This window comes from Streptomyces sp. YKOK-I1, assembly GCF_054660435.1.
In genome coordinates this window covers 4288315-4307775 of the sequence record NZ_BAAGDR010000001.1, presented here as the reverse complement: position 1 = coordinate 4307775, position 19461 = coordinate 4288315, and the positions used below count along the sequence as shown (strand labels likewise).

General features: G+C 70.8%; 14 protein-coding genes and 1 pseudogene. 10 read left to right on the top strand and 5 right to left on the bottom strand.

The window, feature by feature from the left end; translation table 11 throughout:
- Positions 1-3: 3 nt before the first annotated feature.
- Complete coding sequence (locus ACYQ8Q_RS18725; protein WP_460066330.1) at positions 4-1362, bottom strand: glycerophosphoryl diester phosphodiesterase membrane domain-containing protein; 1359 nt, start codon at positions 1360-1362, stop codon at positions 4-6.
- A gap of 140 nt (positions 1363-1502) precedes the next feature.
- Between ACYQ8Q_RS18725 and mtnA the strand changes: the two genes are divergently transcribed.
- From mtnA to ACYQ8Q_RS18690, 7 genes and pseudogenes are all read left to right on the top strand, one after another.
- Positions 1503-2645 carry an S-methyl-5-thioribose-1-phosphate isomerase gene (gene mtnA / locus ACYQ8Q_RS18720; RefSeq protein WP_460066329.1) on the top strand — a complete coding sequence of 381 codons (1143 nt, stop codon included), beginning with the start codon at positions 1503-1505 and terminating at the stop codon, positions 2643-2645.
- A gap of 114 nt (positions 2646-2759) precedes the next feature.
- Positions 2760-3449, top strand: coding sequence for a two-component system response regulator MtrA (gene mtrA, locus ACYQ8Q_RS18715; RefSeq protein WP_187283109.1), 690 nt, complete (start codon positions 2760-2762; stop codon positions 3447-3449).
- A gap of 1 nt (position 3450) precedes the next feature.
- The gene (mtrB, locus tag ACYQ8Q_RS18710; protein ID WP_460066327.1) at positions 3451-5619 is read left to right on the top strand and encodes an MtrAB system histidine kinase MtrB; all 2169 of its coding nucleotides are present in this window, start codon (positions 3451-3453) and stop codon (positions 5617-5619) included.
- Positions 5609-7447, top strand: a complete 1839-nt coding sequence (locus ACYQ8Q_RS18705) for an LpqB family beta-propeller domain-containing protein (protein ID WP_460066324.1) — start codon at positions 5609-5611, stop codon at positions 7445-7447. Before mtrB ends, ACYQ8Q_RS18705 begins: the two co-directional genes overlap by 11 nt.
- 173 nt (positions 7448-7620) lie before the next feature.
- Positions 7621-8376, top strand: a pseudogene (locus ACYQ8Q_RS18700) (ComF family protein); the annotation flags it as partial.
- Between the two features lie 708 nt (positions 8377-9084).
- Positions 9085-9777 carry a ribosome hibernation-promoting factor, HPF/YfiA family gene (gene hpf, locus ACYQ8Q_RS18695; RefSeq protein WP_460066322.1) on the top strand — a complete coding sequence of 231 codons (693 nt, stop codon included), beginning with the start codon at positions 9085-9087 and terminating at the stop codon, positions 9775-9777.
- 211 nt (positions 9778-9988) lie between these two features.
- A complete protein-coding gene (locus ACYQ8Q_RS18690; RefSeq protein WP_055638882.1) occupies positions 9989-10735 on the top strand; it encodes a response regulator in 747 nt (248 codons plus the stop codon).
- A gap of 33 nt (positions 10736-10768) precedes the next feature.
- Here the strand turns inward: ACYQ8Q_RS18690 and ACYQ8Q_RS18685 are convergent, their stop codons facing one another.
- Both ACYQ8Q_RS18685 and ACYQ8Q_RS18680 read right to left on the bottom strand, forming a co-directional pair.
- On the bottom strand, positions 10769-11953 hold the full coding sequence (locus ACYQ8Q_RS18685; protein WP_460066320.1) for a winged helix-turn-helix domain-containing protein: 1185 nt from the start codon (positions 11951-11953) through the stop codon (positions 10769-10771).
- 106 nt (positions 11954-12059) lie between these two features.
- Complete coding sequence (locus tag ACYQ8Q_RS18680) at positions 12060-12641, bottom strand: GNAT family N-acetyltransferase (RefSeq protein ID WP_460066318.1); 582 nt, start codon at positions 12639-12641, stop codon at positions 12060-12062.
- Positions 12642-13017: 376 nt separating this feature from the next.
- On the opposite strand from ACYQ8Q_RS18680, the gene secA reads away from it, so the two are divergent.
- Complete coding sequence (gene secA, locus ACYQ8Q_RS18675; protein ID WP_460066316.1) at positions 13018-15861, top strand: preprotein translocase subunit SecA; 2844 nt, start codon at positions 13018-13020, stop codon at positions 15859-15861.
- 86 nt (positions 15862-15947) lie between these two features.
- On the opposite strand, the gene ACYQ8Q_RS18670 is transcribed toward secA, so the two are convergent.
- A complete protein-coding gene (locus ACYQ8Q_RS18670) occupies positions 15948-16637 on the bottom strand; it encodes an Rv3235 family protein (RefSeq protein WP_460066315.1) in 690 nt (229 codons plus the stop codon).
- Positions 16638-16964: 327 nt separating this feature from the next.
- Between ACYQ8Q_RS18670 and ACYQ8Q_RS18665 the strand changes: the two genes are divergently transcribed.
- Both ACYQ8Q_RS18665 and ACYQ8Q_RS18660 read left to right on the top strand, forming a co-directional pair.
- Positions 16965-17480, top strand: coding sequence for a DUF6912 family protein (locus ACYQ8Q_RS18665; protein ID WP_460066313.1), 516 nt, complete (start codon positions 16965-16967; stop codon positions 17478-17480).
- Positions 17481-17576: 96 nt separating this feature from the next.
- Complete coding sequence (locus tag ACYQ8Q_RS18660) at positions 17577-18248, top strand: HAD family hydrolase (RefSeq protein ID WP_460066310.1); 672 nt, start codon at positions 17577-17579, stop codon at positions 18246-18248.
- Positions 18249-18431: 183 nt separating this feature from the next.
- Here the strand turns inward: ACYQ8Q_RS18660 and ACYQ8Q_RS18655 are convergent, their stop codons facing one another.
- Positions 18432-18998, bottom strand: coding sequence for a DJ-1/PfpI family protein (locus tag ACYQ8Q_RS18655; protein WP_460066308.1), 567 nt, complete (start codon positions 18996-18998; stop codon positions 18432-18434).
- Positions 18999-19461: the final 463 nt, after the last annotated feature.

The following is a 19461-nucleotide window of genomic DNA, read 5'->3' as shown; positions in this document are numbered from 1 at the left end:
GCATCAGCTCCCCGGGGTGGTGCCGGTGTCGGGGGAGCCGTAGCCCTGGACGCCGGCGGCGCGGGCCAGGTCGAGGTCGAGGGCCTCGCGGCGGATGCGCTGGTCGATGTAGAGGAGGACGACGACTCCGGCCGCGATCGGGAAGGTGATCATGGAGCCGATCACCGAGCCGATGCCGCTGACGATCAGGTAGGTCCAGCCGTAGTCGCCCGTGCCGTCGATGAGGCCGCCGATGCCGCTGTCGCTCATCGCGGCGCCCGCGAAGGCGAAGGGGACGAGGACGATCGTCGCGACGATGTTGGCGATGATCAGGGCGAGCAGCTGGATGCCGAAGACCCGCCACCAGGAGCCGCGGACGAGTTTGGCGGAGCGGCCCATGGCCTTCGTGATGCCCTGCTTCTCCAGCATCAGCGCGGGCGAGGAGAGGGAGAGGCGGACCAGCAGCCACAGGGCGACGAAGGCCGCGACGAAGGTGCCGAGGACCGAGAGCGCGGCACCGCCCTCGCCGGCCCCGGCGGCGCTCACCAGGATGCCGGGCAGCGCGCCGACGGCGCCCACCGCGCCCGCGATGAGCAGCAGCAGGAAGATCAGCCCGAAGAGCCGGGGGATCCGGGGGCGGGCATCGCGCCAGGCGTCCCCGAGGGTCACCGGCTTGCCGAGGACCGCACGGCTGATGACGGCCGTGAGCAGGGCTGTCGCGAAGATGGTGCCGACCAGGGAGACCAGCAGCAGGACACCGGAGTTGAGCAGGACGTCGCCCATGGCGCGGGTCTGCTCGTCGAGAGTGGCGCTCGGGTCGCTGAGGGCGGAGGCGTCCGTGGTGTGGTCCAGGACCAGGCCCTGGAGCAGGACGACGATGACCTCGGTGACGATCGCGACGGTCAGCGAGATGCCCAGCACCGTGCGCCAGTAGGTGCGCATGGTGGCGACCGCGCCGTCGAGGATCTCGCCGACGCCGAGCGGGCGCAGCGGGATCACACCGGGCTTCGCCGCGGGCGGGGGACCGCCCCAGCCGTTGCCCCAGGTCGGGTAGGGGGCGTAGCCCGGGTGGCCGTTGGGGGCGCCGCCGTACGGGCCGGCGGGCGGGCGGCCGCCCCAGCCGGGGCCGGGCGGTGGGGGCGGCGGAGGCTGGACGGGGTTCTGCGGAGCGCTCTGGCCCGGGTGCTGGATACCTGCCGGCGCGGACCACTGGGCGGGGGGCGGCTGCTCCTTGGACCACTTCGCCTGGGGGTCCGGTGGATTCGCGGCCGACTGGCCCTCGGGCTGCGCGTCGGCGGGCTGGTCTGCGGGGTCGGACGCGCCGGGCTCCCGCCGGTCGGACGGGGCGGATCCGGGCGAGGCCCAGCCCGGAGTGTCTTTCATCGTCGCTCCTTCACGATGCCCGTCCGCGGGCGCGGCGGCAGGTTGGCTGCCATCGTGCCATGGGGTGGTCATCGGGAGACCGGCCGCGGTAGGGGCTGCACACCTTCAATTGTCCGCCGGACTATGGGCAGACTGACCGCATGGCTGATCAGTACGCGCAATCCGCTGAGGACAAGCGGCAGGCCGAGATACCGGCGATCCGCTGGGAAGAGCCGCCCGAAGGTCCCGTGCTGGTGCTTCTGGACCAGACGAGGCTGCCGGCCGAGGAGGTCGAGCTGGTCTGTACGGACGCGTCGGCGCTGGTGCAGGCGATCCGTTCGCTGGCCGTGCGGGGGGCGCCGCTGCTCGGCATCGCCGGGGCGTACGGTGTCGCGCTCGCCGCCGCGCGGGGCTTCGACGTGGAGGAGGCGGCCACCGCGCTGGCCGGAGCGCGGCCCACCGCGGTGAATCTGTCCCTCGGCGTGAACCGGGCCCGAGCCGCGTACCGGGCGGAGCTGGCGGGCGGAGGAGATCCGGCACACGGGGCGCAGGCCGCGCTGGCGGCGGCGCGGCGGCTGCACCGGGAGGACGCCGAGGCCAGTACCCGGATGGCCGGGCACGGGCTGGCGCTCCTGGACGAGCTGCTGCCCGGCGGCGGGCACCGGATCCTCACACACTGCAACACCGGCTCGCTGGTGTCGGGTGGGGAGGGGACGGCGTTCGCCGTGGCGCTGGCCGCGCATCGGGTGGGGCGGCTGCGGCGGCTGTGGGTGGACGAGACGCGTCCGCTGCTGCAGGGCGCCCGCCTGACCGCGTACGAGGCGGCGCGCAGCGGTATGGCGTACACCCTGCTGACGGACAACGCGGCGGGCTCGCTGTTCGCGGCGGGCGAGGTGGACGCGGTGCTGATCGGGGCGGACCGGATCGCGGCCGACGGTTCGGTGGCGAACAAGGTGGGGAGCTATCCGCTCGCGGTGCTCGCGCGGTACCACCATGTGCCGTTCATCGTGGTCGCGCCGGTGACGACCGTCGACCCGCACACGGCGAACGGGGCGGCGATCGAGGTCGAGCAGCGCCCCGGGTTCGAGGTGACCGAGGTGACGGCGCCGCAGGTGCCGGTGACGGGAGCGGGAGGCGGGATTCCAGTGGCGCCGCTGGGGACTCAGGCGTACAACCCGGCGTTCGACGTGACGCCGCCGGAGCTGGTGACGGCGATCGTGACGGAGGAGGGCGCGGTGTCGCCGGTGACGGCCGAGGGGCTCGCCGAACTGTGCGCGAGGGCCCGTCCGGGGACGGGTGCCTGATGCCCCTGAGATCACGGTCTGTCGGCGAGGGCAGACAGTGACCGTCCCGTACGACTATCGTCACCGGGCGGTGAGGCTTCTCACCTGCGTCACCTTCACCGTTATGAGAATGGGATGATGTCGTTTATGAAGGGACGAGTCCTTGTCGTCGACGACGACACCGCACTGGCCGAGATGCTCGGCATCGTGCTGCGTGGTGAAGGTTTTGAGCCGTCTTTCGTAGCCGACGGTGACAAGGCGCTGGCTGCTTTCAGGGAGGCGAAGCCCGATCTGGTGCTGCTGGACCTGATGCTGCCCGGACGGGACGGCATCGAGGTGTGCCGCCTGATCCGGGCGGAGTCCGGTGTGCCGATCGTGATGCTCACGGCGAAGAGCGACACCGTCGACGTGGTCGTCGGGCTGGAGTCCGGCGCCGACGACTACATCGTCAAGCCGTTCAAGCCGAAGGAGCTCGTCGCCCGTATCCGGGCGCGGCTGCGCAGGTCGGAGGAGCCGGCGCCGGAGCAGTTGGCGATAGGTGACCTCGTGATCGACGTCGCCGGGCACTCCGTGAAGCGCGACGGACAGTCCATCGCGCTGACGCCGCTGGAGTTCGACCTGCTGGTCGCGCTGGCGCGCAAGCCCTGGCAGGTGTTCACCCGTGAAGTGCTCCTCGAACAGGTGTGGGGTTACCGGCACGCCGCCGACACCCGCCTGGTCAATGTGCACGTCCAGCGGCTGCGCTCCAAGGTCGAGAAGGACCCGGAGCGCCCGGAGATCGTGGTGACCGTCCGAGGCGTCGGATACAAGGCGGGGCCGAGCTGACATGTCCGGGGACAGTGCCGCTTCGGCCCCCGGCCGGTCCGGGGTCCGACCGGAGCGGCCTGTCGGCCGGAAGACCATGGGTTCACGTTTCGAACGCCTCCTAGAGGGCGGGCTGCTCCAGGGCGGGATGCAGGGCAGCCCCGTCCTGCGCCTGCTGCTGCGCTGGGTACGCCGGCCGCTGCTGCCCGTCATGCGGCTGTGGCGCCGCAACATCCAGCTCAAGGTCGTCGCGACCACCCTGCTGATGTCACTGGGCGTCGTCCTGCTGCTCGGCTTCGTCGTCATCGGGCAGGTCCGCAACGGACTGCTCGACGCCAAGGTCAAGGCCTCCCAGAGCCAGGCCGCCGGCGGCTTCTCCGTCGCCAAACAGAAGGCCGACGAAGCGGTCGCCGCGGGCGGCGGAGACGGGAACGCCGTCGACAGAAGCTCCCCGCAGAACGTCACCGAATGGATGAGCGAACTCGTGTCGTCGCTCTCCAGCGGCGGCCAGGGCGCCTTCGACGTCGTCACCCTCCCCCCGGGCGACGACAGCGGCGGCGGACCGGGACCCCGCTCCTCCGGCTACGTCGACCCCAACAAGAGCGTCCCCGAAGCCCTGCGCACCCACATCAACAGCAACGCCGGAGCGGCCCAGAGCTACTCCCGCATCCTCTACAGCAACGACAAGGACTCCCAGCCGGCCCTCGTCATCGGCAAACAGCTCAACGACCCCAACGGCGACCCCTACGAGCTCTACTACCTCTTCCCGCTCACCCAGGAGGAGAAGTCCCTCAGCCTCGTCAAGGGCACCCTCGCGACCGCCGGGCTCTTCGTCGTCGTCCTCCTCGGCGCGATCGCCTGGCTCGTCGTACGGCAGGTCGTCACACCGGTGCGGATGGCCGCGGGGATCGCCGAACGGCTCTCCGCCGGGCGTCTTCAGGAACGTATGAAGGTCACCGGAGAGGACGACATCGCCCGACTCGGCGAGGCCTTCAACAAGATGGCGCAGAACCTCCAGCTGAAGATCCAGCAGCTGGAGGACCTGTCGCGGATGCAGCGCCGGTTCGTCTCCGACGTCTCGCACGAGCTGCGGACGCCGCTGACCACCGTGCGCATGGCCGCCGACGTCATCCACGAGGCGCGGGAGGACTTCGACCCCGTCACCGCGCGGTCCGCCGAACTCCTCGCCGACCAGCTCGACCGGTTCGAGTCCCTGCTCGCCGACCTGCTGGAGATCAGCCGCTTCGACGCCGGCGCAGCCGCGCTGGAGGCCGAACCCATCGACCTGCGCGAGGTCGTCCGGCGCGTCGTCAGCGGCGCCGCGCCCCTGGCCGACCGCAAGGGCACGACCATCCGCGTCCTCGGCGACCAGCAGCCCGTCGTCGCCGAGGCCGACGCCCGACGGGTCGAGCGCGTCCTGCGCAACCTCGTCGTCAACGCCGTCGAACACGGCGAGGGCAAGGACGTCGTCGTCAAGCTCGCCGCAGCCGGCGGCGCCGTCGCCGTCGCCGTACGCGACTACGGCGTCGGACTCAAGCCCGGCGAGGCCACCCGCGTCTTCAGCCGCTTCTGGCGCGCCGACCCGGCACGCGCGCGTACCACCGGCGGCACGGGCCTCGGACTGTCCATCGCCCTGGAGGACGCCCGGCTGCACGGCGGCTGGCTGCAGGCCTGGGGCGAACCCGGCGGCGGCTCACAGTTCCGCCTGACCCTGCCCAGGACCGCCGACGAACCGCTGCGGGGCTCCCCGATACCCCTGGAGCCCAAGGACTCACGGCGCAACCGAGGCCTCGACGACTCCGGACCCGCCGGCCGGGGCGGCGAGAAGAGCGCCACCGTCCCCGTGCAGCCCGCCCGGGAACCGCTCTCCCCCGCACACGCCCCGCTCGCCCCCCGCATGGCCACGGTCACCCCCACCGCCGACCCCACGGCCCTGCCCGGCAACGGCGCACGCGTGGTGTCCCGGCCCGCCGCCTCGGCCACCCGGAGCAGCGACGAACCGGCCGACAGCAGCGACGCGGAACGCGGCGACACACCACACCGCGACACGGCACACCGCGACACACCACACCGCGACACGGCACACCGCGACACACCACACCGCGACACGGCACACAGCGACACCCCGGACCGGCCGGACACCGGACCGCAGGACCCGGACGAACAAGGGGAGGCATTCCGTGGGCGCTGACCGCCAGAAGCGCGACCGGCGCACACCGGCGCGCGCGGTGACGTACGCCGCCTGTGGTGTCGTACTGCTGGCCGGATGCGCCTCCATGCCCGACCGCGGTGATCTGCGGGACGTCGAGTCCACACCGCGGCAGGACACCCAGGTACGGGTGTTCGCCATGCCGCCCCGCGACGACGCACCGCCCTCGGAAATCGTCCAGGGCTTCCTCGAGGCCCTGACCAGCGACGACCCCAGCTATGCGACGGCGCGGCAGTACCTGACCACCCGGGCCGCCCAGACCTGGCAACCGGAACTCTCCACCACCGTCCTCGCCGACGGACCCGGCGCGGAGGCCGGACGGACGGGCGGCCGGGAGGAGGGCGACGGATCCTCCTCCTTCACCCTGACCGGCACGAAGGTCGCCACCGTCGACGCCCAGCAGTCGTACACGCCCGCCTCCGGCGGCTACGACCAGACGGTCCACCTCACCCGCGACAAGAAGACCGAACAATGGCGCATCGACGTGCTCCCCCAGGGAGTCGTCATGGGCAAGTCGGACTTCCAGCGCAACTACATGTCCGTCAACAAGTACTACTTCGCCTCCAACACCACCTCCGCCGCCTCCGGGCAGCCCATGGCCGTCGCCGACCCCGTCTACGTACGGGAACGTGTCGACCCCACGACCCAGATGGTCCGCTCCCTGCTCGCCGGACCCACCAGCTGGCTCCGCCCCGTCGTCAGATCCAGCTTCCCCACCGGCACGGCACTGAGGAAGGGCGTCAGCGCACTCGCGCCCGACGACGCGAACAAGCTCACCGTGCCCCTCAACGACAAGGCCGCCGACATCGGCCGGGGCAAGTGCTCGGAGATGGCCGCCCAGCTCCTGTTCACCATCCAGAGCGTCACCCCCACGGTGCAGGAGATCGCCCTGCGGGCTGGCGGCCGGCAACTGTGCTCGCTCACCGACGACGCCGCCTCCGCCGTCGCGGCCCGCGGCAGCGAGGCCGACCCCGAATACCTCTACTTCATCGACGGCCACCACCAGCTCCTCCGCATGTCCGCGGGCGCCGGCGGCAACGCCAAGGCCGATCCCGTCCCCGGAGCACTCGGCGACGGCACCAAACCACTGCTCTCGGTGGCCGTGGCCCGCGACGAACACAGCGCCGCCGGAGTCACCCTCGACGGCAAGAACCTCTACGTCACCTCCACCGTGGCCAGCGGCTCCCTCGGAGACCCCGTCCTCACCAGCACCGGCAAGACCGAGGCCGACCGCCTCACCACCCCCACCTGGGACGCCCAGGGCGACCTGTGGATCGCCGACCGCAACCCCGTCGACCCGCGGCTCCTGCTCCTGCAGAAGGGCGGCGGCAAGCCCGTCGAGGTGCTCACACCGCGGCTGGACGGCCGTATCAACGCCGTACGGGTCGCCGCCGACGGCGCGCGCATCGCGCTCGTCGTGGACAAGGACGGCAAGCAGTCCCTGCTCATCGGGCGCATCGAACGCGGCGCGGCCAGCGGAGACCAGCCGTCCGTGTCCGTACAGGAACTGCGCTCCGCCACCCCCGAACTGGAGCAGGTCACGGCCGTGGCATGGGCCGGCGACAGCCGTCTCGTCGTGGTCGGGCAGGAGTCCGGCGGCGTCGAACAGGTGCAGTACGTGCAGTGCGACGGCTCGATCCCCGAGTCCGGCACCCTGCCCGGCCTCACCGAGGTCACCAGCATCGCCGCCTCCGAGAACAGCGACAAACCACTCTTCGCGACCTCCAAGGACGGACTGCTGTGGCTGCCCGGCGGGAGCGGGTGGCGCACGCTGAAGGAAACCGCCTCGGCCGCGTTTTATCCGGGGTGATCCCTACGACGTCCGCCTTTTCGGGGCGGTCGTCCGATTTTGGCCGGCCGGGCTCTCTGCGGGAGAGCCCGGCCAGCCTTTTAACTGACTTACCGGTCGGTTTTCCACAGCCCCCCGTCCACGGTTTTCCACAGGGGTGGCCGACCCCTTCCCCACTCGGCACAGTGGAGGACGTGGAAGGCGTTCGCAGGTGGTGGCAGGAACTCGCCGGCCTGGTACTGCCGGCCGAGTGCGCGGGCTGCGGGCGGGCCCGTACGGCGCTCTGCCCGCGGTGCCGGACCGCGCTCCACGGAAACCGACCGCGGCGGGTACGGCCGGAACCGGAACCGGCCGGGCTCCCCGCCGTGCACGCGGCGTCGCCCTACGCGGACGAGGTCCGGGCGGTGCTGCTGGCGCACAAGGAAAGGGGTGGGCTGGGGCTGGCGGGGGTGCTGGGGGTGGCGTTGGCGGGGGCGGTGCGGGTGGGGTTGGGGGAGGCGGGGGTGGGGGAGGGGCCCCCGCCCCCGGCACTTCCTCTCCTCCTGGTCCCCGTCCCCTCGGCCCCCGCCGCCACCCGCGCCCGAGGTCACGACCCCGCCCGTCGTATCGCGCTGGCCGCGGCCGGTGAGTTGCGGCGGGCCGGGGTGCGGGCCCGGGTGGCTCCGGTGTTGCGGCAGCGCGGGGCGGTGGCCGATCAGGCGGGGCTGAACGCGCGTGAGCGGCAGGAGAACCTGGTGGGCGCGCTGGCGGTGGTGCGCGGGGGCGGGCGGTTGTTGTGCGGTGGGCCGGTGGTGCTCGTCGACGACCTGATGACGACGGGAGCCTCGCTCGCTGAGGCGGCGCGAGCGGTACGGGCCGCGACGGCGGCGGAGTCCGTGGGACAGGCGCGGGGGCATCGCGGGACGGCGGCTGGACGGGTGCACCGGGCTGCCGGGGGTGTGGGTGCGGGTGCGGTCCTCGGGGTGACGGAGGACTCCGGTGCGGGCGGTGTCCTCGGGACGGCAGGGGATCCCGGTCCGGAGCAGACCCCGGCAGCGACCACGCATCGCCGTCCGGAGCAGATCCCGGCAGTGACGAGGCATCGCCGCCTGGAGGAGGCCCCGGGCGCGATGGCGGATCCGCGTCCGGAGGAGGCCCCAGGAGTGACGGCGGATCCTCGTCCGGAGGAGGTCCCCAGGGGTGGTCCTGGCGGGTCGGCCGTGTACGTGGGGGCCGGTCGGGAAGGGAGAGGGGTACGGCGGTTCGGGACGACGGAGGGAGGTGTGGCGGTGGGACGTGGTGGTGACGTGCTCTGCGCGGCCGTGGTCGCGGCTTCGCCGGATTCCTTCGGAATAAACCGGAACTGACTGAGAACTTGCGTCGTTGCAGGTAATGACAGGGTCAATTCACCTGAACGGAGGTATGGCGCAGTAGAGGGTGACGACATCCGTCCGAGCGAGATATGTTCGGTTGTGAGGGAAAGCCGCAGGCCACACCTCTCATATCCGAATGCCGTGCTGCGGTTTGGGAATCGTCCGCGGCACCTGGGGTGTCGATCTCGCCCATGGGGGAGGAGGAGGTGGAAGTCACCAAGTCCGAGGTTCCGGTGCTCACCGGAGCCTGGTGCAAAAGGGAGACGCTCCGCACTGAGGCGGAGTGATCCGGGAACGGAGTTCTGCGTGGACATCGTCGTCAAGGGCCGCAAGACCGAGGTGCCCGAGCGGTTCCGCAAGCACGTGGCCGAGAAGCTGAACCTGGAGAAGATCCAGAAGCTCGACGGCAAGGTGATCAGCCTCGACGTCGAGGTGTCCAAGGAGCCCAACCCCCGACAGGCCGACCGGTGCGAGCGAGTGGAGATCACGCTCCGCTCCCGTGGCCCTGTGATCCGGGCGGAGGCCGCGGCCAGCGACCCGTATGCGGCACTCGACCTGGCGGCGGAGAAGCTGGACGCCCAGCTGCGCAAGCAGCACGACAAGCGGTACACGCGCCGTGGCGCACGCCGGCTCAGCGCGGCAGAGGTTCCCGACCACGTCCCGGGCGTGGCGACGCTCAACGGCAACGGACACCCCGTTCCGGCCGAAGCGTCGGACAGCGTGCCGACGAAGAAGATCGGTTCGCTGGAAGTGCAGGGCGATGGCCCGCTCGTGGTCCGTGAGAAGACCCACGTCGCCGCTCCGATGACTCTCGACCAGGCCCTCTACGAGATGGAACTGGTCGGCCATGACTTCTATCTGTTCGTCGACTCCGAGACCAAGCAGCCGAGCGTCGTCTACCGGCGCCACGCCTACGACTACGGCGTGATCCACCTCGACACGGACCCGATGGTCACCCAGGTGCACTCTCCCGAGGCGGGCGGGGCGCTGGGCGGCTGACCCTGCCCGGTGACAGTGGTTGACGCGGTGTGCCCCTGGAGCGCTGTGTGCGCCCCCAGGGGCATCCGTGCGCGACCCCTTGGGGCAGCGCTCCGTCGCCGCGTTGTCGTACGGGCATGGAATCATGGCCGGTGCGGCTCAATCGGTGGGTCGCAGCCTTGGGTTGGCGATGGCTCAGGACCACAGCCGCAGCCTTGCAGGGGGAGGAACGATGGCGGACAGCTTCGGACCGATGCGGGACGAGGATGCCGACGACGGCGTCGTCGGCATGGGCCCGGACGCGGGTGCATCACGCAAGGAGCCGATCAGAGTCCTTGTCGTGGACGACCACGCCCTGTTCCGTCGGGGGCTGGAGATCGTGCTCGCGGCCGAGGAGGACATCCAGGTCGTCGGTGAGGCCGGGGACGGCGCGGAGGCCGTGGACAAGGCGGCCGATCTGCTGCCGGACATCGTGCTGATGGATGTGCGGATGCCGAAGCGCGGCGGTATCGAGGCGTGCACCTCCATCAAGGAGGTGGCTCCCAGCGCGAAGATCATCATGTTGACGATCAGCGACGAGGAGGCCGATCTCTACGACGCGATCAAGGCGGGGGCGACGGGCTACCTCCTGAAGGAGATCTCGACGGACGAGGTCGCCACCGCGATCCGGGCGGTCGCGGACGGGCAGTCGCAGATCAGCCCGTCGATGGCGTCGAAGCTGCTCACCGAGTTCAAGTCGATGATCCAGCGCACCGACGAGCGTCGGCTGGTGCCCGCGCCCCGGCTGACGGACCGTGAGCTGGAGGTGCTCAAGCTGGTGGCGACCGGGATGAACAACCGGGACATCGCCAAGGAGCTGTTCATCTCCGAGAACACCGTGAAGAACCATGTGCGCAACATCCTGGAGAAGCTGCAGCTGCACTCCAGGATGGAGGCGGTCGTGTACGCGATGCGGGAGAAGATCCTCGAGATCCGCTGAGGCCGGTGCAGCAGGTGAGGCCGGTGAGGTCGTTCAGCGCAGGGCGGCGACCAGGGCGCGGGTCACCGCCTGGGTGAGGGTGTCGCGCAGTTCCGGCGCGTCGACCCGCTCCACGCGTACGTCCATGCAGTCCACCCAGCTCGCCGCCTCGACCAGTGCCTCCGCGACCGCGGGCACGGCTTTGGGGCTTTCCAGGCTGACCTGTCTGGCGACCAGGGTCTGGCCCTCGCGGGCCGGGTCCACGCGGCCCACGAGCCGGCCGCCGGCCAGGACGGGCATCGCGAAGTAGCCGTGGATCCGCTTGGGCTTGGGGACGTAGGCCTCCAGGCGGTGGGTGAAGCCGAAGATCCGTTCGGTGCGTGCCCGTTCCCAGATGAGGGAGTCGAACGGGGACAGCAGGGTCGTGCGGTGGCGGCCGCGCGGCGGTGTCGCCAGGGCCGCCGGATCGGCCCAGGCCGGTTTGCCCCAGCCTTCGACGGTGACCGGGACCAGGCCCGAGTCGGCGATCACCGCGTCGACCTGTTCGCCCTTGAGACGGTGGTAGTCGGCGATGTCGGCGCGGGTGCCGACGCCGAGGGACTGGCCGGCGAGGCGGACCAGGCGGCGCAGGCATTCGGTGTCGTCGAGTTCGTCGTGGAGCAGCTCGGCGGGGACGGCGCGCTCGGCGAGGTCGTAGACGCGCTTCCAGCCGCGGCGCTCCACGCAGACCACTTCGCCGTACATCAGGGCGCGCTCCACGGCGACCTTGGTGCCGGACCAGTCCCACCATTCGCTGGTCTTCTTCGCGCCGCCGAGTTCGGTCGCGGTGAGCGGGCCCTCGGCGCGGAGCTGTTTGACGACCTGGTCGTAGGTGCCCTCGGGGAGGTCGTGGTTCCAGTGGGGGCGGCCCCGGTAGGCGCGGCGGCGGAAGGCGAAGTGGGGCCATTCCTCGATGGGCAGGATGCAGGCGGCGTGGGACCAGTACTCGAAGGCGTGGATGTCCTTCCAGTAGGCGTCCTCGACGGTCGTCCGGCCCACGCGTCCGAGGCGGGCGTAGGGGATCAGTTCGTGGGAGCGGGCGAGGACGGAGATGGTGTCGAGTTGCACCGCGCCGAGGTGGCGGAGGATTCCGCGGACGCCGGCCTTGCGGTCGGGGCTGCCGAGGAAGCCCTGGGCGCGCAGGGCGATCCTGCGGGCTTCGTCTGCGGAGAGCTCGGTGGCGGGGCGCGGGGTCGTCATGTCTCGCACGATAGGCGGTGGCACTGACAGTGCGGGGTGAGCTGCGGATTCGCCCGGCGGGGAGTGCGAGGAGTGCCGGGAGGGCCAGGAGTGCGAGGGGGTGTTCCTACGGCGTGTGCCGGGCCGGTGGCGGCAGGTAGGGGGCCGCCGAGGGCAGGCCGAGGTCGGAGGGGAGGAGGGAGCCGACCCAGCAGTCCCGTCGTACGCCCTTGTTGTTGAGGGCGGAGCGGAGGGTGCCCTCCAGGGTGAAGCCGGCGGCCCGGGCGACCGCGCGGGAGGCCTGGTTGCCGACTTCGGCACGCCATTCGACGCGGTCGACGGCGAGGTGGGTGAAGGCCCAGCGGGTGGCGGTGCGGGCGGCCTCGGTGGTGTAGCCGTGGCCGCGGTGTTCCTTGGCGGTCCAGAAGCCGATCTCGGTGGTGCCGAGGGAGCGCATGGTGAGGCCGAGCATGCCGGTGAGGGTGCCGTCGGGGAGGAACACGCCGAAGGTGTACATGGAGGCGTCGGCCCAGCCGTCGGGGGCGACCTGTTCGGTGAAGCTGCGGGCGTGTTCGGGGAGGTAGGGGGAGGGGATGGTGGTCCAGCGCTGGATGTCGGGGTCCTGGGCGGCGGTGAGGACGGCGTCGGTGTCCTGGGGGCCGACGGGGCGCAGGACCAGGCGGTCGGTGGTGAGGGTGACGGGCTCCATCGGGAGATTGTGGTGGGGGCCGGTGGGCGGGCGCCATCGGTTTGCGGGGTGTGCCGGGCCCGCGTGGCCGGTGTTCCCCGGTGGGAGGCGGGCCCGCGTGGCCGGTGTCCCCCGGTGGGGGTGCGGCGTGCCGGTTGTGCGGGGCGTGAGCGGGTGATCACAAATCGCGTACTTCGTGGGCGGGGGGCGGCACTATCGACGGGGGCCGGACGTTGTCCTGGTTGAAGAAGATTTTGGCGCGTGTGCGCGACAGTGTGCGGTCCTCGTCACGGCAGGCCTCCCGGCGTGGCGGGGTCCTCGCATACGATGGCCGTTGCTCAGTGAGCCAAATGGAAACCGACCGTGCCAGGCCCGACCGGCAAGGAGACCAACCCCCGTGTCCGTCCTCTCGAAGATCATGCGTGCAGGCGAAGGCAAGATCCTGCGCAAGCTGCACCGCATCGCGGACCAGGTCAACTCCATCGAAGAGGACTTCGTCGACCTCTCCGACGCCGAGCTGCGGGCCCTCACCGCGGAGTACAAGCAGCGGTACGCCGACGGTGAGTCCCTGGACGACCTGCTGCCCGAGGCGTTCGCCACGGTGCGTGAGGCCGCGAAGCGTGCTCTGGGTCAGCGTCACTACGACGTGCAGATCATGGGTGGTGCGGCCCTGCACCTCGGCTATGTCGCGGAGATGAAGACCGGTGAGGGCAAGACCCTCGTCGGCACGCTGCCCGCTTATCTGAACGCCCTGTCCGGCAAGGGTGTGCACCTGATCACGGTCAACGACTACCTGGCCGAGCGCGACTCCGAGATGATGGGGCGCGTCCACAAGTTCCTGGGTCTGGAAGTCGGCTGCATCCTGGCCAACATGACGCCGGCCCAGCGGCGCGAGCAGTACGCGTGCGACATCACGTACGGCACGAACAACGAGTTCGGCTTCGACTACCTGCGCGACAACATGGCGTGGGCGAAGGACGAGCTGGTGCAGCGGGGCCACAACTTCGCGATCGTGGACGAGGTCGACTCGATCCTGGTCGACGAGGCGCGTACGCCGTTGATCATCTCCGGTCCGGCCGACCAGGCGACGAAGTGGTATGGCGATTTCGCCAAGCTGGTGACGCGTCTGAAGAAGGGCGAGGCGGGCAACCCGCTGAAGGGCCTGGAGGAGACCGGCGACTACGACGTCGACGAGAAGAAGCGCACGGTCGCCATTCACGAGGCGGGTGTCGCCAAGGTCGAGGACTGGCTGGGCATCGACAACCTGTACGAGTCGGTGAACACGCCTCTGGTGGGCTACCTGAACAACGCCATCAAGGCGAAGGAGCTCTTCAAGAAGGACAAGGACTACGTCGTCATGGACGGCGAAGTCATGATCGTCGACGAGCACACCGGCCGTATCCTCGCCGGCCGCCGCTACAACGAGGGCATGCACCAGGCGATCGAGGCGAAGGAAGGGGTGGACATCAAGGACGAGAACCAGACCCTCGCCACGATCACCCTGCAGAACTTCTTCCGCCTCTACAAGCGGCACGACCACGACGGCAAGGAAGAGCCGGGGCTGTCCGGCATGACCGGTACGGCGATGACCGAGGCCGCCGAGTTCCACCAGATCTACAAGCTCGGTGTGGTGCCGATCCCGACGAACAAGCCGATGATCCGCAAGGACCAGTCGGACCTGATCTACCGCACCGAGGTCGCCAAGTTCGAGGCGGTCGTCGACGACATCGCGGAGAAGCACGAGAAGGGCCAGCCGATCCTCGTCGGCACGACGTCCGTCGAGAAGTCGGAGTACCTCTCGCAGCAGCTCTCCAAGCGGGGCATCCAGCATGAGGTGCTGAACGCCAAGCACCACGAGCGTGAGGCGTCGATCGTGGCTCAGGCGGGCCGCAGGGGCGCGGTCACGGTGGCGACCAACATGGCCGGCCGTGGTACGGACATCAAGCTCGGCGGCAACCCCGAGGACCTCGCGGACGCGGAGCTGCGCCAGCGCGGCCTGGACCCCGAGGAGCACATCGAGGAGTGGGCGCACGCGCTTCCCGCCGCCCTGGAGAAGGCCGAGCAGGCCGTCAAGGCGGAGAAGGAAGAGGTCGAGGAGCTCGGCGGGCTGTACGTGCTGGGTACCGAGCGGCACGAGTCGCGTCGTATCGACAACCAGCTGCGGGGTCGTTCGGGCCGTCAGGGTGACCCGGGCGAGTCCCGGTTCTATCTGTCGCTGGGTGACGACCTGATGCGTCTGTTCAAGGCGCAGATGGTCGAGCGCGTGATGTCGATGGCGAACGTCCCGGACGATGTGCCGATCGAGAACAAGATGGTCACGCGCGCGATCGCGTCGGCGCAGTCGCAGGTCGAGCAGCAGAACTTCGAGACCCGTAAGAACGTTCTGAAGTACGACGAGGTCCTCAACCGTCAGCGTGAGGTCATCTACGGCGAGCGCCGCCGCGTCCTGGAGGGCGAGGACCTGCAGGAGCAGGTCGTGCACTTCATGGACGACACGATCGACGCGTATGTGTCCGCGGAGACCGCCGAGGGCTTCCCGGAGGACTGGGACCTGGACCGGCTGTGGGGCGCGTTCAAGCAGCTGTACCCGGTGAAGATCACGGTGGACGAGCTGGAGGAGGCGGCCGGTGACCGGGCGGGTCTGACGGCCGAGTTCATCTCCGAGTCCATCAAGGACGACATCCACGAGCAGTACGAGGAGCGTGAGACGCAGCTCGGCTCCGAGATCATGCGTGAGCTGGAGCGCCGGGTCGTGCTGTCGGTCCTGGACCGCAAGTGGCGTGAGCACCTCTACGAGATGGACTACCTCCAGGAGGGCATCGGTCTGCGCGCGATGGCGCAGAAGGACCCGCTGGTGGAGTACCAGCGTGAGGGCTTCGACATGTTCTCCGCGATGATGGACGGCATCAAGGAGGAGTCGGTCGGCTACCTGTTCAACCTGGAGGTCCAGGTCGAGCAGCAGGTCGAGGAGGTTCCGGTCGAGGACGTCGAGCCGGTCGACATGGAGAAGCAGGACGTGGTGCCGGCGCAGGCGGGTGCGCGTCCGGAGATCCGTGCCAAGGGGCTGGACGCCCCGCAGCGGCGGAACCTGCACTTCTCGGCGCCGACGGTGGACGGCGAGGGCGGCACCATCGAGGGTGACTTCGACGACGAGGACGAGCCGGTGCGGTCGGAGGCCGACGGTCTCACGCGCGCGGAGCGCCGCAAGCAGGCGAAGACGCGGGGGCGTCGCAAGAAGTAGCCGTCAGCGGTGGTGAGGGCCGGGTCGCTTAGGGTGACCCGGCCCTTTCGTGTGTCCGGCGTCCGGGTGGGGGTTCGGGTGGGGGCTCAGTCGTCCTGGTCGCGGGGCCTGCGGGGGCCGTCGAGTTCCACGGCGGTGCAGCGCCAGCGGTGGTCGGTGCCGAGTTCCAGGCGGAAGGCCATGGCGCGCAGCCGGTCGCCGGTGCCGATGCGGGCGAAGGCCTCGATGACGCCGGGGCGGGGGACGTAGTAGCCGATGTCCCGGACGGTCGGGCCGGGGCCGCGGGTGGTGCGCAGGGGGCCGCGTTCGGCGAGGTGGGAGAGGTCGTCGTAGGCGCTGCCCAGGGTGTGGCGGAGCATCGAGTGGACGGGGCGCCGGCCGCTGAGGACCGCGAGGAGGCGGTCGGCGAAGAGATCGGTGGGGCGGGGTTGCGGCGGGGCGGGAGAGGGGCGCTGGGGGCTCCGGGTGGGGGTGGCCGGAGCCGGGTGGCGGGGCGTGGGGGTGTGGGTGGGGTTGGGGTGGTTGGGGTGGGAGTGGGGCGGGTGGGTCTGGCGGGTGCGGGGTGGGGTGCCCGCGGGGCGGCGGGGGTCGCGGCGGCCCGGGGGACGGGTGCCGGCGGTGCCGGCCGCGGCCGTGGGTGGTCGGGTGTCCGCCGTCGTGGGTGCCGCTGCGCCCACCCGTGCCGCCCCAGCGGCACGACTGCCCGCAGCTGCGTCGGTGACAGGTGCGGCGGTTCGGGGGGCAGGGGTGTGCTTCCTCGTCATGACCTTGTTCATCGTGTCCCCGTCGGATCGACTTGATGGGTTGGCCGGCCCGACCTTCTACCGATCGGTAACTTGCCGTCGTCGATCTTGTACGTGGTTGCGGTGAGTGATGACAAGGGGGCGGAGGGTAGTGGCGAGGGGGGAGGGCGGTTCACTTATCAGGGTGATCGGAGGAGGGGAAAGTCCCGGTGAGGGCGGTGCGCAGGGTGAATTCCGGGGCGTGGGGTGGACGCGTCGGCGTATGCGGGGAGGGGCCCGAAAGGGGACGGCCGCACGTATCCTGAAGGCCCCCGGGCCGAGCGTCCGGGCCGAATCCGACGACGAAAAGAGCGGCCTGCCATGCGCGTCTACGTCCCCCTGACCCTCCCCGGCCTCGCCGAGGCGCACAAGACGGGAGAGCTGGGGTCCGGGCCGCTCGTCGCCTACGCCGTCACGCCCGCGTTGCGCGAGTGGTACCTGTCCGACGACATCGAGGAACTGGAGTACGCGGCGCTGAGCCGGGCCGCGCTCGCCTCGCTGCGGCTGCTCGCGGCGGACGGGGGTGCGCCGCGCCGCAGGGTCGTGGTCGCCGTCGACGTCCCCGACCGTGCGACCGAGGTGGACCCCGACCGGGGGCTGGACCCGGCGGCGCTCGGCGAGGTGCGGGTGTCGGGGGCCGTGACGCTGGCGAAGGCGGCCTCGGTGCATGTCGACGCCGGCGACGCGGAGGCGGACGTGACCGCGGCGGCGGAGGCGCTCGGCGCGGCGGATGGCGGGGACGACGACGCGCAGTTCGTGGTGGACGGGGCCGAGGACCACGAGCTGCTGTGGTTCGCCACGCAGGAGATCCCGAACCTGGTCGGCGCCGGCGGCTGAGGGGCGCGGAGGACGACCGAGGGGGCGGGCGCCCGGGGCGGGGGCGCGAGGTCGCCTCCGCACTTGATTGTCGGTGCGGGCGGGTACGTTTGCTGCATGGGGAAACAGCAGGTGGCGGCGCACATCGTCTGGGACTGGAACGGGACGCTGCTCAATGACAACGACGCGATCATAGGGGCGACGAACGCGGCGTTCGCGGAGCTGGGCCTGGAGCCGCTGACGTTGGAGCAGTACCGGGCGCTGTACTGCGTACCGGTGCCGAAGTTCTACGAGCGGCTCATGGGGCGGCTCCCGACGGATGCCGAGTGGGAGCTCATGGACGAGATCTTCCACCGGTACTACGCCCAGCACCGGGTGCGGTGCGGGCTCACCGAGGGGGCGGTGGAGCTGCTCACGGGGTGGCGTTCGGCGGGGCACAGCCAGTCCCTGCTGAGCATGTACGTGCACGAGGAACTGGTGCCGGTGGTGCGGGGCTTCGGCATAGAGCCGCACTTCGTGCGGGTGGACGGCCGGGTCGGGCCGTCCGGGGGCAGCAAGGCGGAGCACATGGTGCGGCATCTCACCGCGCTGGGGAAGTCGGTGGAGCCGGCCCGGACCGTGGTGATCGGGGACGCCGCCGACGACGCGGTGGCGGCGCTGCACGCGGGTGCGCGGGCCGTGCTGTACACCGGCGGTTCGCACAGCCGGGCGAGCCTGGAGGCGGTGGGCGTCCCGGTGGTGGACACCCTCGCGGAGGCGGTGGAGGTCGCCTCACGGTCGGCCGCGTGACGCCGCGGGCTACCGCGTGACGGTGGGGTCGGCTGCGTGACGCCGCTGGCTACCGCGTGACGCTGCGGTCGGCCGTGTGACGGCGCGGTCGGCCGCGTGACGCTGCGGTCGGCTGCGTGATGCCGCTGGCTGCCGCGTGACGCTGCGGCGCCCCCGCGGAGCCGGTGCCGCATCCGGGAGTGGTCAGCCCGCCGGGGCCTTCTCCCGCAGCACCTTCAGGAACGCGCGCATCCAGGCCGGGTGATCGGGCCAGGTCCGGGCCGAGACGAGGATGCCGTCGACCACCGCCTCGCTGTCCTGGAAGGTGGCGCCGGCCGACTGCATGTCGATCTCCAGCGCGGGGTAAGCCGTGACGCGCCGGCCGCGCAGGGCGTCGGACGCGGCGGTGAGCAGGGGGCCGTGGCAGATCTGGGCGACGGGTTTGTCGGCGTCGAAGAACGACTTGAGGATCTTGCGGAGTTCGGGGTCGTTGCGCAGGTACTCGGGGGCGCGGCCGCCGGGGATGACGACGGCGGCGTACTGCCCGGGGTCGACCTCGGAGAAGGCGAGGTCGGCGGGCCAGGTGTAGCCGGGTTTCTCGGTGTAGGTGTCGAAGCCGGCTTCGAAGTCGTGGACGACGAACCGGAGCGTCTTGCGGGTGGGGGCGGCGATGTGGACCTCGTAGCCCTCTTCGCGCAGGCGTTGGTAGGGGTAGAGGACTTCCAGGGACTCCGCCGCGTCGCCGGTGACGATGAGGATCTTCGCGGACATGGTGCGGCTCCTCTCTCGGGGGCGCTTCCAGCCTCAGGGTCTCTCGGAGCCCCTACCGGCGTCGACCTCTGAGGCCCCTTCCCCCTGTGCAGAACGTCAAAGTTCTGCCCCTTGTTTTGTACACATACGGCTCATGACGGCCCCCCGGTGGGGAGCGATAGCCTTAGTGGCGTGATCAGCGCGATAGTTCGCGGGGGTTCTGTTGCCCCTGCCCTGCGCCCGGTGTGTGCGGACCATCTCCGCGGCCGGGCGGCGGACGCTGGTTCTTGCGGGCGGGAGAGGGGCGCAAGGGTCCCCGGGACGCCGTACACGCACGCGGAAGGCGCGACGCGGAGAGCAGCGTCACACCGCGTGGCTGTGTCGAGAATGGCCGATAACCCCCCGCTCATCTCATCTTGCGGCATAGCGTCGGAGCAGACCGGAGACCCCGGGCCGTGGCGGCGAGCCGCAAGGGAAGAGACCG

What these genes read in the sequence shown, in the direction of transcription:
- ACYQ8Q_RS18690 (WP_055638882.1), top strand. Translation starts at nt 9,989, where the DNA reads ATGGCGGACAGCTTCGGACCGATGCGGGACGAGGATGCCGACGACGGC.
- mtnA (WP_460066329.1), top strand. Translation starts at nt 1,503, where the DNA reads ATGGCTGATCAGTACGCGCAATCCGCTGAGGACAAGCGGCAGGCCGAG.
- ACYQ8Q_RS18670 (WP_460066315.1), bottom strand. Translation starts at nt 16,637, where the DNA reads ATGAACAAGGTCATGACGAGGAAGCACACCCCTGCCCCCCGAACCGCC.
- mtrB (WP_460066327.1), top strand. Translation starts at nt 3,451, where the DNA reads ATGTCCGGGGACAGTGCCGCTTCGGCCCCCGGCCGGTCCGGGGTCCGA.
- mtrA (WP_187283109.1), top strand. Translation starts at nt 2,760, where the DNA reads ATGATGTCGTTTATGAAGGGACGAGTCCTTGTCGTCGACGACGACACC.
- ACYQ8Q_RS18725 (WP_460066330.1), bottom strand. Translation starts at nt 1,362, where the DNA reads ATGAAAGACACTCCGGGCTGGGCCTCGCCCGGATCCGCCCCGTCCGAC.
- ACYQ8Q_RS18680 (WP_460066318.1), bottom strand. Translation starts at nt 12,641, where the DNA reads ATGGAGCCCGTCACCCTCACCACCGACCGCCTGGTCCTGCGCCCCGTC.
- ACYQ8Q_RS18685 (WP_460066320.1), bottom strand. Translation starts at nt 11,953, where the DNA reads ATGACGACCCCGCGCCCCGCCACCGAGCTCTCCGCAGACGAAGCCCGC.
- ACYQ8Q_RS18665 (WP_460066313.1), top strand. Translation starts at nt 16,965, where the DNA reads ATGCGCGTCTACGTCCCCCTGACCCTCCCCGGCCTCGCCGAGGCGCAC.
- ACYQ8Q_RS18660 (WP_460066310.1), top strand. Translation starts at nt 17,577, where the DNA reads ATGGGGAAACAGCAGGTGGCGGCGCACATCGTCTGGGACTGGAACGGG.
- ACYQ8Q_RS18655 (WP_460066308.1), bottom strand. Translation starts at nt 18,998, where the DNA reads ATGTCCGCGAAGATCCTCATCGTCACCGGCGACGCGGCGGAGTCCCTG.